Annotated in this window: 12 protein-coding genes; 2 read left to right on the top strand and 10 right to left on the bottom strand. The window is 74.3% G+C overall.

The features are described 5' to 3' along the window. Positions 1-22 precede the first annotated feature (22 nt). On the bottom strand, positions 23-835 hold the full coding sequence (locus ACQKM2_RS05005) for a hypothetical protein (protein WP_427706672.1): 813 nt from the start codon (positions 833-835) through the stop codon (positions 23-25). Positions 836-935: 100 nt separating this feature from the next. Between ACQKM2_RS05005 and ACQKM2_RS05000 the strand changes: the two genes are divergently transcribed. Next, a complete protein-coding gene (locus ACQKM2_RS05000) occupies positions 936-1,676 on the top strand; it encodes an SDR family oxidoreductase (RefSeq protein ID WP_427706669.1) in 741 nt (246 codons plus the stop codon). 3 nt (positions 1,677-1,679) lie between these two features. Here the strand turns inward: ACQKM2_RS05000 and ACQKM2_RS04995 are convergent, their stop codons facing one another. From ACQKM2_RS04995 to ACQKM2_RS04985, 3 genes are read right to left on the bottom strand one after another with little or no spacing between them, the layout of a single operon-like run. Beyond that, positions 1,680-2,609 (bottom strand): ABC transporter permease, encoded by a 930-nt coding sequence (locus tag ACQKM2_RS04995; RefSeq protein WP_427706667.1) that lies wholly within the window; start codon positions 2,607-2,609, stop codon positions 1,680-1,682. After that, positions 2,606-3,475 (bottom strand): ABC transporter ATP-binding protein, encoded by an 870-nt coding sequence (locus ACQKM2_RS04990; protein ID WP_427706665.1) that lies wholly within the window; start codon positions 3,473-3,475, stop codon positions 2,606-2,608. The genes ACQKM2_RS04995 and ACQKM2_RS04990 overlap by 4 nt, the downstream gene beginning before the upstream one ends. Further along, complete coding sequence (locus tag ACQKM2_RS04985) at positions 3,472-3,861, bottom strand: GntR family transcriptional regulator (protein WP_427706663.1); 390 nt, start codon at positions 3,859-3,861, stop codon at positions 3,472-3,474. The genes ACQKM2_RS04990 and ACQKM2_RS04985 overlap by 4 nt, the downstream gene beginning before the upstream one ends. Before the next feature lie 150 nt (positions 3,862-4,011). On the opposite strand from ACQKM2_RS04985, the gene ACQKM2_RS04980 reads away from it, so the two are divergent. Then, on the top strand, positions 4,012-4,986 hold the full coding sequence (locus tag ACQKM2_RS04980; RefSeq protein ID WP_427706660.1) for an MsnO8 family LLM class oxidoreductase: 975 nt from the start codon (positions 4,012-4,014) through the stop codon (positions 4,984-4,986). Between the two features lie 22 nt (positions 4,987-5,008). Here ACQKM2_RS04980 and ACQKM2_RS04975 read toward each other — a convergent pair whose 3' ends face one another. From ACQKM2_RS04975 to ACQKM2_RS04950, 6 genes are all read right to left on the bottom strand, one after another. Next, the gene (locus ACQKM2_RS04975; protein WP_427706799.1) at positions 5,009-6,076 is read right to left on the bottom strand and encodes a chitinase; all 1,068 of its coding nucleotides are present in this window, start codon (positions 6,074-6,076) and stop codon (positions 5,009-5,011) included. Positions 6,077-6,170: 94 nt separating this feature from the next. Next, positions 6,171-7,175 (bottom strand): DUF4872 domain-containing protein, encoded by a 1,005-nt coding sequence (locus tag ACQKM2_RS04970; protein WP_427706658.1) that lies wholly within the window; start codon positions 7,173-7,175, stop codon positions 6,171-6,173. Between the two features lie 66 nt (positions 7,176-7,241). Further along, on the bottom strand, positions 7,242-8,858 hold the full coding sequence (locus ACQKM2_RS04965; RefSeq protein WP_427706655.1) for an alpha/beta hydrolase: 1,617 nt from the start codon (positions 8,856-8,858) through the stop codon (positions 7,242-7,244). Between the two features lie 370 nt (positions 8,859-9,228). Continuing rightward, positions 9,229-10,374, bottom strand: a complete 1,146-nt coding sequence (locus ACQKM2_RS04960) for an RNA polymerase sigma factor (protein ID WP_427706797.1) — start codon at positions 10,372-10,374, stop codon at positions 9,229-9,231. Between the two features lie 35 nt (positions 10,375-10,409). After that, positions 10,410-10,817, bottom strand: coding sequence for a YciI family protein (locus tag ACQKM2_RS04955; RefSeq protein ID WP_427706653.1), 408 nt, complete (start codon positions 10,815-10,817; stop codon positions 10,410-10,412). Positions 10,818-10,921: 104 nt separating this feature from the next. Then, positions 10,922-12,178, bottom strand: a complete 1,257-nt coding sequence (locus tag ACQKM2_RS04950) for a cytochrome P450 family protein (RefSeq protein ID WP_427706651.1) — start codon at positions 12,176-12,178, stop codon at positions 10,922-10,924. Positions 12,179-12,339 lie beyond the last annotated feature (161 nt).

The following is a 12,339-nucleotide window of genomic DNA, read 5'->3' as shown; positions in this document are numbered from 1 at the left end:
TGCGCACGTCAATATGGCCGGCCTACACGGACATGAAGGGCGTCGCCAGGAAGGCCAGCAGGGCCAGGACGGCGATGAGGGACGCGGACGAGAGGAGGATCGCGTCGAGCCAGCGGCCCTTGCCGTCGGCGCGGACCACCCGGCCGGGGTCCCCGGGGTCGTAACTGACCTCCAGGCGGAGGCGGCCGCTCGCGTCGTAGAACGTGCGGGCGTTGCCCTCCGGGTCCCCGTACAGGTAGAGGGTCGGTTCGGCGGCGCTGTGGGCGTATTCCGCCGTCACGGTGATGCCGTGCCGGGGCAGGCGCCAGCGCTCGGCTGCCTTGGGCAGCAGCAGGAGGACCGCGGCCGCGAAGGGGAAGCCGACACCGCCCGTCAGCCAGACGAAGACCATCATGACGGGGTGCGTGGCGAAGGAGACGATCACGCTCATCGCGGCGACGGCGAGGAGGGACGTCCACGCCATCCACTTCACCCGCCGGCCGAACTCCTCCCTCGGGGTCAGCGGTTCGCGCTCGGCGGCGCGGACGGTGACCAGGGCGGCGCCGTCCACGGCGGCCGCGCCCTCGGGGATCGGCGGGAGTGCCGAGTGGACGGCGCGGGCGAAGGCGGTCGCGGCCGCCGCGCTGACGCCCTCGATCCGGTAGACGGCCGGCGCGCTCCCGTCGGGTGCCCGGAGCCGGACCTCGACGGCCCGCCGCTCGGCGTGGACCAGGGCGACGGCCTCGAAGGGGATGCGGTGCTCCCGGCCCGCCCGCAGCAGGACCAACTCCCCCTCGACGGCTCGGAGATCGGTGCGCTTGCCGCCTCGGAGGACGGGTATCGGCGTGATCGGCATGGCCGGATCCTAGCGGCCGGCCGCGGGGCGTTGCAGGCGTTCTGGATCTTGTGTTACGTTTTTTATGTAACGACCACTACAGAAATACGGGGAGTTCCTCATGGGCAAGAACGCACTGGTCACCGGCGGCAGTCGGGGAATCGGCCGGGCGATCGCCGAACGGCTCGCGGCGGACGGGATCACCGTCGCGCTGACCTACGCCGGCGACGAGGCCGCCGCGCGGGAGACCGTCGAGCGGATCACCGCCGACGGCGGCCGGGCCTTCGCCCTGCGGGCCGAGTTCGGCCGGCACGGGGACGCGGCCGCGCTCTGGGCCGCGTACGACGGACTCGGCCTGGACGGCGTCGACATCATCGTCAACAACGCGGGCATCGGGCTGCCCTCCCCGCTGGGCGAGGTCACGGAGGAGGGCTTCGACCGGGTCTTCGCGGTCAACGTGCGGGCCCCGTTCTTCGTGGTGCAGGAGGCCCTGGGCCGGCTGCGCGACGGCGGCCGGGTCATCAACATCTCCAGCGGCGCCGCCCGGCTCGCGATGCCGGAGATCCTGGCCTACGGGGCGACGAAGGGAGCCCTCGACACCCTGACGCTGAACCTCGCCAAGGCCCTCGGCTCCCGGGGCGTCACGGTGAACTCGGTCGCCCCCGGCATCGTCGACACCGACGTCAACGCCGGCTGGCTGCGAGGCAACCCGGAGGCCGAGGCGCACGCGGCCTCGCTCGCCGCGCTCGGCCGGGTCGGGCAGCCGCGGGACATCGCGGACGTCGTGGCCTTCCTCGCCTCGGACGCCGGGCGCTGGGTCACCGGCCGCGTCGTCGACGCGACCGGTGGTGCGGGGCTGTAGGCCTCAGCCGCGGCGGGCGCGCAGCATCCGGAACGCCGCGTAGAGCGCGGCGGCGGCCAGGGCGAGGACCACGGCGGTCTCGATCAGCTGCGTCGGCCAGTAGTGCGAGGCCGGGTGGAAGTCCGCGTACCGGCCGGTGACGTTCAGGTCGGCGGGGCAGACGCCCATCTCCCGGGTGCGCTCGAAGCAGGCATCGTTGGGCAGCCGCGAACCCGAGGCGGTGAGCAGCCCCAGGTCCGTCATCAGGGAGTCGGGCGGTGCCAGCTTCATCGGGTTCCCGCCGAAGGGAATGGTGTTCGTCTCCACGGGCAGGAACGACCACCGGAGAGAGCCGAGGCCCGCCAGCACGACTCCGGTGAGCAGGCCGGCGACCGCCATGGCCGCGACGGTGCGCCGGACGAGCTGGCCGACGAGGACGCCGAGGGCCACGCCCAGCAGGCAGTAGCCGATCAGCACCGGGCCGGTGGCCTCGTAGGGGCCCCGGTCGAACCGGCTGAGCTGCCAGGTGTTGGACACCTGCGTCCAGCCGAGGCGGTAGACCAGCACCAGCGCGGCCGCCCCGAGGGCGGACACCAGACCGGCGACGAGGACCTTCGCGCCGAGCCAGGCCCTGGGCGTGGTCGACTGGGTGAGGGCGAGCCGCCAGGTCCCGCTCTCCAGTTCGCGCGCGGTCATCGGGCCGGCCACGAAGGCGCCGACCAGGAGTGGCAGCAGGAGCAGGGCGGTGCCCGCGTACTGCATGCAGAGCCGCAGCAGGTTGTAGCCCCGGGCCGGGAACACGGACGGCCCGTCGGAGCCCGGGTCGCCGACCCACAGGCGCAGGGCGGCCACCGCGGCGAGGGCGACCGCCGCCAGCGCGGGCAGCGCCCAGGCCGCGTGGCGGTGCTGGCGGACGGTGGCCCAGTACGGGCCCTTCAGCGTCGCCGCGCTCATGCCCGCACCCCCGTGACTTCGAACGTCGGGGCATCGGGGGAGCGCAGGTGGGCGAGCAAGAGTTCCTCCAGGGAGGGGGTGGACGTCTGCCAGGTCCCGCTGTCGACGGGCCCGCCCGGCCGCACGAGCGCGGTGAGGGTGCGGCCCGTCGTACGGGTTTCCACGACGGTGTGGCGGGCGAGTTCGGCGGAGGCGGCGGCCGGGCCGGTGAGCAGCCGGTGGGCGGCGCTGACCTCGTCGATGGGGCCGGCGAGGCGGATGCGGCCGCCGTCCGCGAGGAGGAGGTGGTCGCAGGCGCCCTCCAGCTCGGTGAGGATGTGGGAGGACATCACCACGGAGGTGCCGTTCTCGGCGGCGTCGGCCATCAGGGTGCCCATGAGCTGGTGCCGGGCGAGCGGGTCGAGGTCGGCCATCGGCTCATCCAGGAGGAGCAGGGCCGGGCGCTTGCCGAGGGCGAGGGCCAGGGCGACGCGGGTGCGCTGGCCGCCGGAGAGGGTGCGGATCCGGGCCTTGCGGGACAGGCCTCCGGCGTCCGTGATCCGCTCGGCCGTCGCCGCGTCCCAGCGGCCGGGGTTGAGTTCCCGGCCGAGGCGCAGGGTCTCGTCGACGGTGAGCTGCGGGTAGAGGGGCTTGTCCTGGCCGACGTAGGCGAGTTCCTCGCGCGGCGCCGTGCGCAGGGTGCCCTCGGTGGGGAGCACGAGCCCGGCGGCGAGAGCCAGCAGGGTCGACTTTCCGGCCCCGTTGGGGCCGACGAGCGCGCATATCCGGCCTTCGGGCAGCCGGAAGGAGCAGTCGCGCAGTGCCCATGCCCCCTTGCGTCCGTAGCGCAGTCCGAGGCCTTCCGCCTCGATCACGGTGTCGGTCATGCGTCGCCGTCCCCCTTGAAGTGTTGGTCCAGTACTGATGCGAAGAGCGCGGCCGCGTCGTCCCGTTCCATCCCGGCGGCCCGTGCCCGCCGCGCCCAGCCGTCGAGTTCGTCGTGGAGCGGGGAGTCGGCCGGGGCGGCGCCCAGGGACTTCCGGATGAAGGTGCCCATCCCCCGCTTCGCCTCGACCAGGCCTTCGCGTTCCAGTTCGCGGTAGGCCTTGAGGACGGTGTTGGGGTTGATGGCGGTGGCCTCGACGACCTCGCGCGCGGCCGGCAGCTTGTCGCCGGGTACCAGCAGGCCCAGGCGCAGGGCCTGTTTGGTCTGCTGGACGATCTGCAGGTACGTGGCGATGCCGCTGCGGCGGTCGATGCGGTACTCCAGCACGGCTGCATCACCCTTTCACTAGTTGACTAGTGAAAGGGTGATGCAAGGGAGTGATCACTGTCAACCTCTTCCGGCTCTTCCGGCTCTTCCGGTGGCGCAAAACGGATCGCCGCGGACCTCGCCGGAGCGGCCGGTCCCTATGCTGGCGGCATGATCGACATACCCCTCTCCGCGCTCGAAGTCGCGATGGTCCAGACCGGCACCCGGGCCGTGGACACCCTGCGGGACACCGCGGCCTTCGCGCGGGAGCTGGAACGCCTGGGCTACCACCGCGTCTGGTACGCCGAACACCACCACTCCCCCGCGATCGGGGCGTTCCCGCCGGTCGTGCTCACCGCGCACGCCGCGGCGTCCACCTCGGCGATCCGGCTGGGCTCGGGCGGCGTGCTGGCCCCCAACCACGCGCCCCTCGCCCTGGCCGAGCAGTTCGGGACCCTCGCCGCCCTGCACGAGGACCGGATCGACCTGGGCATCGGGCGCGGACCCGGCACCTTCGACGAGGGCATCGCCCGCGCCCTGCGCCGCGGAGCGGACCCGACGACGGACGCCGAGTACCGGGAGGACGTGGCGGCGGTGCTGTCCTTCCTCGTGGAGGAGGTCGCGCTCGGCCCGCTGCCGGAGCCGTGGCTGCTCGCCTCCAGCCCCGCCGGGGCCGCGCTCGCCGCGGAACTCGGCCTGCCGGTCGCGGTCGCCCACCACATCCGGCCGGAGAACACCCGGGCGGTCCTGGAGCGGTACCGGGCCGCGTTCACCCCCTCGCGCTGGTGCGAGCGGCCCCGGGTGCTGCTGTGCGTGGAGGCGGTGTGCGCGGACACGGAGGAGGAGGCCCTGCGGCTCGGCGAGCCGATGAACGTGGTCAAGGCGGACCTGCTCAAGGGGATCAGCGACATGCCCTTCCCCACACCCGAGGAGGCCGCCGCGCACGCCTTCGCGCCGGCGGAGCTGGAGGCCCTGGCCGGCTTCCGCGCGCAGCAGGCCGTCGGCACCCCCGAGACCGTCGTGCGCCGGCTCGCGGAGCTGGCCGCCGAGACCGGCGCGGACGAGCTGATGCTGACCACGCCCGTCTACGGCTTCCGCGACCGGGTCCGCTCGTACGAGCTGATCCGCAAGCAGCTGGGGGGCTGAGGACGGCCCGGGGGCGGCGGCGTCAGCGGCCCTGGAGTGCCCTGACGTTGTCGCCGAAGGTCCAGTTCCGGGACCCGTCCCAGTTGAGCGACCAGGTCATGAGCCCCTTGAGCCGGCCGCCGTAGGGGTTCCAGGCCTGGGCGACCAGGCCCGGCGCCATGTAGCCGCCGCCGGCGCCCGGCTGGGCCGGGAGCCCGGGGACCTGCTTGTCGTAGGGCACCCGGACCGTGGTGCCCTGGACGACGAGGCCCCGGTCGAGGCAGTCGGTCTGCGCCTTGAAGCCGGCGACGGTCCCCGCCGAGTAGGAGTCCCCGGAGCAGCCGTACATGCTGCCGTTGTAGTACTGCATGTTCAGCCACCACAGCCGGCCGTTGTCGGCGTACTTCTTGACGACGGGCAGGTACGCGCCCCAGATCGAGCCGTACGCCACGCTGCCGCCGGTGACGTAGGCGGTCTCGGGGGCCATCGTCAGGCCGAATCCGGCCGGCATCTGCGCGAGCACGCCGTCGATGATGCGGATCAGGTTGGCCTGCGACGGGGAGAGGCGGGTGATGCTGCCGGAGCCGACGAGGCCGGTCTCGACGTCGATGTCGATCCCGTCGAAGTTGTACTTCTTCAGGATGGGGACGATCGTCGCGACGAAGCGGTCCGCCACGGCGGTGGAGTTCAGGTCGATGCCGGCGGCCGCGCCGCCGATGGACATCAGGACGGTGAGGCCGTCCTGTTTGGCCTGGCACATCTCGGCGGGGGTGGGCACCTTCACGGTGCTGTCCATGCCGTCCTCCCACAGCACGGTGCCGTCGGAGCGGATGACGGGGAAGGCCGCGTTGACCACGTTGTAGCCGTGCGCGCGGATGCGGCCGTCGGTCAGGGGGATCCAGCCCAGCGGCGGGTGGACGCCGTTCGCGGCGCCGTCCCAGTTCTCCCAGTACCCCTGGAGGACCTTGCCGGCCGGCCTGGGCTTCACCGCACAGGTGTCGGGCGCGCGCGTCCCCGGCGGTTCGGCCGCGGCCGCAGCGGGCAGCTGGACGCATAACGCGGCGAGGCCGAGGCCGAGGCCGAGGCCGAGCAGGCGGATGGTGCGACGGATCACGGGGGTGCTCCCTTCGTCCGTGCGCGCCGGAAGTGGCGCGCCACCACGTAGGGTTGGTCCAGACCATCCATCCGTCAAGGGTGCGCGGGGCCTACTTCTCCAGGGCCCGGACCGCCTCGCGCTCCAGTTCCAGGCACCGGTCCACGTGTTCCGCGCACGCGTCGAACAGCGCCCGCCGCTCCTGCGCACCCGCCCCCGGGTCGGCGTCGCGGCCGAGCATCGCCAGCTCCGCCCAGTGGCCGGCGGACTCCCGGAAGAGCCCGGCCGCCTCCGGCCTCCCGACGCGGTCGAGGAAGTCGGCGTACAGCGGCCGGGTCGCGCCCGGGGCCGTCCACTCCTCCTCCAGGCAGGCGTACAGCCGCCCGGTGCCGGCCCGCAGGGCCTCCGGCGAGCTGCCGAACCGCCGCTCCCAGCCCGTCTTGGTGGTGCCGTCGCGCAGCTGGGCGGCGAGCTTCTCCATCCCGGTGAAGCCGAAGTTCACGTCGAAGGCGTTGCCGAGGACCGCGCCCGTGAGGTGCGTGACGGTGGAGGCGATCGCCCCGTCCACGTCCGGCTCGCCCTCGGCGGGGCCGGTGGGGACGATCAGCTGGTGGCGGCCCTTGCGGTGGGCGGTCCAGGCGGCGCCGAACTCCTCGCGGCCGATCCGGTACGGGGTCGGTGCCCCGTCCTCGACCAGCAGGTCGTCGCCGTCGTACCCGGCGATGGCGACGGTGTACGGGTCGGTGCCGGTCATCGCGGCGTCCGGGTCGGCCGCGTGCCAGGGCAGGGAGGAGCGGTCGACCACGCAGAACGCGGGCTGCCCGCCGTCCAGCGCGGCGCGGACCCGGCCCCAGCGGGGGTTCATCGCGCGGGTGGCCTCGTACGGGACCCCGAGGCGGCCGAGCGCGACCTGTACCCAGGGCTCGGGGTGGGACTGGGCCACGATCGTGAGGATGGGCAGGCGTCCCTCGTACTCGAAGACGAAGTACATGAAGCCGATGCCCCCGGCGAGACCGGCCACGAGCTCCTCGTCGTGGACGCTGCCCAGGGCGTGCCTGATCAGCGAGGCCTCGCGGTGGCGGCCGGTGCCGAAGTCTTCGTATACGAGCACAGTCATGGGGTGAGCCTAACCGCGCGGGACCCCGGCCGGTGACCGGCCGGGGCGCCGCGCGGCGGCCGGGGTTCAGCGCAGGGCGGGGATCACGTCGCGCGTCTCGTCGACCTCGATGCCGGCGGTGCGGCGGGCCGACGCCTCCGGGGGCGCCTCGTCCGCGCAGACGGTGCCCCGGGCGGGCAGCGCCAGCGTGGCGAGGTACTTCGTGGCCAGGTCGCTGACGCACGCACTGCGGTTGTACGCGGTGTGCCCCTCGGCGTCGAACGTCAGCAGGCGGCCGTTCTCCAGCGTCCGGGCGAGGGCGACGGCGTCCTGGTACGGGGTGTCGGGGTCCCCCGTGGTGCCGAGGACCAGGATCGGGGCGGAGCCGGCCGCGCGGTAGGAGCCCTCGTGGCGGCTCGGGCGCTCCGTCTGCCACTGGGCGCAGGTGGTCGCGTGGTTGTGGTCGTAGGTGGGCGGCCCGAACCCGATCGCCGGCCCCAGCAGCGGCGCGGAGGCCGCCTCGGCGGTGACCAGGGCGCCCAGGAGCAGGGGGCTCTTCGGGTAGACGCGGTCGGCGCACTCCACGGCCAGGTTGACGTTGAGGAAGTCGAAGGACCCGGGTGAGGGCGGGTTGAGCAGGAAGGTGGACTGGCGCGCCTGCGCCGCCTTGAGGGCCTGCCCCAGGTAGGGCCAGATCTCCTTGCCCGAGTTGATGTTGAACATCAGGCGGTAGGCGAGGGTGTAGCCGGTCGCCGGGCGTCCGCTCGGGGTGATCACCGGGTCGGCGTCCAGCGCCCGCTTGAGCTCCTCGAACGCCTCGCGGGGCCGGCCGTCGCCGAAGCCGCACCCGGCGGGGTCCTGCGCGCACCAGTCGAGGAACCGGCCCACGGCCCCGTCCAGGGCGGTGAACTGCGCGGCGTCGTAGGCGTAGGGCAGGTCGGCGTACGTGCGGGGGTCGTAGGCGCCGTCCAGGACCATGGCGCGGACGCGGCGGGGGAACTGCGCGGCGTAGACGGTGCCGACGTAGCTGCCGAAGGAGCGTCCGTAGAAGGTGAGCTGCTCCTCGCCGAGGGCCCGGCGGAGCAGGTCGATGTCCTTGGCGTTGGAGCCGGTACCGATGTACGGGGCCAGGTCCACGGCGCGCTGCCGGCAGGCGGTGGCGAAGTCGAGGCCCTGCCGGACCGCTTCCCGCAGGGCTCCGGGGCCGGGTACGCCGCGTGCGGCGTCGACGGCGGCGGAGTACTCCTTGTCGTTCCAGCACTCGATCTGTCCGCTGCGCCCCACACCGCGCATGTCGTAGCCGACGACGTCGAAGGCGTCGCGGAGGGAGGCGGGCAGGTTCTCGTAGCTGTTGCGGGCGAAGTCCACACCGGAGTTGCCGGGTCCGCCGGGGTGGAGCAGCAGGACGCCGGTGCGGTGGGCCCGGTCGGGCGCGAGCCGTCGGGTGACGGCGAGCGGGATCGTAGGCCCGGCCGGATCGCGGTAGTCCAGCGGTACGCGGGCGGTCGCGCACTCGAAGGCGTCCCCGGCCGCGGCGCCCTCGCAGGGGCCCCAGGACAGGACGGGGACGGGCGGGGCGGCGGGGGACGGTGCTGCCGTGGCGGCCCCGGGCGCGGCCCCGAGCAGGGCGGTGACCGCGGTCAGTACGAGGGTTATCCCCCACACCACTCGTTTGCGCGGCTCGACGGGTGAACGGGTCTGCATAGGGCGGGCTCCCTCGGTGACGGGGCGGACGGGACGGGCGGGACGGGCGGCCGTCGAACGGCGGCGCGCACGATCGGGGGGCCCGTGCGCGCGGGGCTCGGCCGGGCGGCGTGGTCAGGTTCGCACCCCCGGGCCCGCCCGGACAGGCGGTCGATGGTGCCTACACATCCGGAGCTGGACGCTCCTTCGCCACCGTCAAGGCGGGCGCACGGCGGCGGCCGGGCGTGTGGTGCCGTCCAAGCCGCTCCTCCCGACGCCGGGCGGGCGGCGCTCGGGGAGTGCGCCGCCGTCCGGGGAGTGTTCCCCGGCGGGCCCCGTCCCTCCCGGTCCCGGCCGGGGAAGCACCCGGGCGCGGGAGACGGGGGTCCGGTCAGCGGCGTCCGCGGGCGTTGAGCCGGGCGGCCTGGCGCGTCAGGTGGTCCCGTTCGGCGAGGCTGGGGGCCTTCCGGGCGGCCTCGGCGTACAGCAGGGCCGCCTTCGCGAGGTCGCCGTCGCGTTCGTGGAGGTGGGCCGCCACCGCCGTGTGCCGGGGCAGCGCGTCGTCCAGCTCCGCGAGTGCCGCCAGGCCCGCGCGGGGTCCGTCGGCCTCGCCGACGGCCACCGCGCGGTTGAGCCGGACGACCGGGCTGCCGGTCAGGCGTACGAGTTCGTCGTACCACTCGACGATCTGCGGCCAGTCGGTCTCCCGCGCGGTGCGCGCGTCCGCGTGGAGGGCGGCGATGGCGGCCTGCGCCTGGAACTCGCCCAGCCGGTCCCGGGCGAGGGCCGCCTGGAGGATCCCGACGCCCTCGGCGATCGCCGCCGTGTCCCAGAGCCCGCGGTCCTGTTGGGCGAGGGGCACCAGGCTGCCGTCGGGTGCGGTCCGGGCGGCGCGCCGGGCGTGGTGGAGCAGTATGAGGGCGAGCAGGCCCGCCACCTCCGGGTGGTCGATCGCGGCATCGAGCTGCCGGGTGAGCCGGATGGCCTCGGCGGCGAGGTCGACGTCCCCGGAATAGCCCTCGTTGAAGACCAGGTAGAGGACCCGCAGCACGGTGGCGACGTCGCCGGGCCGGTCGAGGCGCACGCCCGAGACGGTGCGCTTGGCCCGGCTGATCCTCTGCGCCATGGCCGCCTCGGGCACCAGGTAGGCCCGGGCGATCTGACGGGTGGTGAGTCCGCCGACGGCGCGCAGCGTGAGCGCGACCGCGGACGACGGCGTCAGCGACGGGTGGGCGCACAGGAAGTACAGCCGGAGCGTGTCGTCCGCGCCGGGGGCCGGCCCGGGTTCCGGCTCCTGCTCGACGAGGTCCTCGCGCCGGCGGCGGGCGGTGTCGGCGCGGGCCGCGTCGAGGAACCGCCGCCAGGCCACGGTGACCAGCCAGCCCTTCGGGTCGCGCGGGGGTTCGGCCGGCCAGACCCGGACCGCCTCGACCAGGGCGTCCTGCACGGCGTCCTCGGCCGCCGCGAAGTCGGCCCCGCGGCGGACGAGGACGGCGAGGACGCCCGGTGTGAGGCTCCTGAGCAGGGCCGCGTCCATTCCGGACGCCTCGGGTGCACCGGGCATGGGGGAGGTCACTCCGTGACGGTGGGGGGCTCGGTCAGGAAGGGGCGCAGTTCGAGCCATTCGTGGATCGGCTCGCCGCCCGCCCCGGGGGCGGCGGACAGCTCTCCGGCCAGTTCGACGGCGCGTTCGTAGCTGTCGACGTCGATGACCATCCAGCCGGCGATGAGGTCCTTCGTCTCGGCGAACGGGCCGTCGGTGACCGGCGGGCGTCCCTCCCCGTCGTACCGGACGAAGGTCCCCTCGGGGGCGAGCGCCTGGCCGTCGACGAACTCGCCGGTCTTCTCCAGCCGGGCCGCGAAGTCGTTCATGTACTGGATGTGGGCCGAGATCTCCTGGGGCGTCCACTGGTCCATGGGCACGTCGTTGACCGCCGCCGGGGCTCCGCGGTAGTGCTTGAGCAGCAGGTACTTCGCCATGATGGCTCTCCTCCGTGGTGCTGGTGCGACCGCTTCCGGTCGCGTTCATACGGGAGACGGAGCCGGCCCGGGGTTCTCGACATCGCCGCCCGGGATCTTTGCCGCTAGCCGGCCGGGGTGAAGGCGACGGGGAGGGTCAGGGGGCCGCGCAGGCCGCCGAGCCGCCAGGGGATCTCGTCCGGGCGGACGGCGAGGGTGAGGCCGGGGAGCCGGCGCAGGGCCGTGCCGATGGCGATCTCGGCTTCGAGGCGGGCCAGCGGTGCGCCCAGGCAGTAGTGGATGCCGTGCCCGAACGCCAGGTGGGCGTTGTCCCGGCGGGTGATGTCCAGGCGGTCGGGGTCGGGGAAGCGCACCGGGTCCCGGTCCGCGATGGCGGAGGCGATCAGTACGGTCGCACCGCGCGGGATCCGCACGCCGGCGATCTCGACGTCCTCGCGGGCGAAGCGGGCGATGCCGGGGTTCACCGGGCCGTCGTAGCGCAGGAACTCCTCGACCGCCCCCGGCAGCAGTCCGGGATCGGAGCGCAGCAGGCCGAGCTGGTCGGGGTGGGCGAGCAGCGTGGCGAGGCCGCCGGCGATCAGGTTGACGGTGGTGATGTAGCCGGCGGCCAGCAGCAGGAAGACCATGGCGATCAGTTCGTCCTCGGTCAGCCGCCGCTCCTCGTCCCGGGCGGTGACCAGGGCGCTGAGCAGGTCGTCGCCGGGGTGTGCCCGCTTGTCCCGGATGAGCCCGGTGACGTAGCCGCGCATGTGCTGCCAGGCCTCGTTGACGACGGCCGGGTCCGGCGGCTCCGCGCCGCGGGTGATCAGGCGGTCCGTCCAGCGCTGGAAGTCGCGGCGGTCGTCCACCGGGACGCCGAGCAGTTCGCCGATCACGGTGACGGGGAGGGGCAGCGCGAAGTCGGCGACGAGGTCGGCGCGGCCGGCGGGGGTGACCGCGTCGAGCAGCCGGTCGGTGAGGGCCTGGATGCGGGGCCGCATCCCGGCCACCCGGTGGGCGGTGAACGCCTTGGAGACCAGGCGGCGCAGCCGGGTGTGGTCGGGCGGGTCGCTGCGGAGCATGTTGCCGAGCATCGCCTCGCGCTCCGTGTCGGGCAGTTGCCGCAGCAGGCGGGTGTCCGTGGCGTCGCGTACGTCGCTGCCGAGGCGGGGGTCCGACAGGGCCTCCAGGCCGTCTTCGTGGCGGGTGACGAGCCAGGCGTCCAGGCCGCCCGCGATGACCACGCGGTGGACGGGTGCCTCGTCGCGCAGGTGCCGGTAGAGCGGGAACGGGTCGGCGACGAAGGCCGGGTCGGCGTAGGGCAGCCGGACGGGCCGCTCACCGTCGCCGGGGCCGGGGTCGTCGCCTGATCGCGTCGTCACCCGGCCATGATGCCCGGCGGACCGGTCACGCGGCAGGAGCGCCACGGCGGCCGGTGCGACGTACGGGGCGGGGGCGCCCTGATGACCGCGCGCGGACGCCGCCCGGGGCTCGTGGTGGCGTACGCCATCGGCACGCTCGGCGCGGCCCTGGTGGTCCTGGC

It is taken from the genome of Streptomyces sp. NPDC004126 (genome assembly GCF_050275515.1).
GTDB lineage: Bacteria > Actinomycetota > Actinomycetes > Streptomycetales > Streptomycetaceae > Streptomyces.
This window is presented reverse-complemented; position numbering and strand designations above follow the sequence as displayed.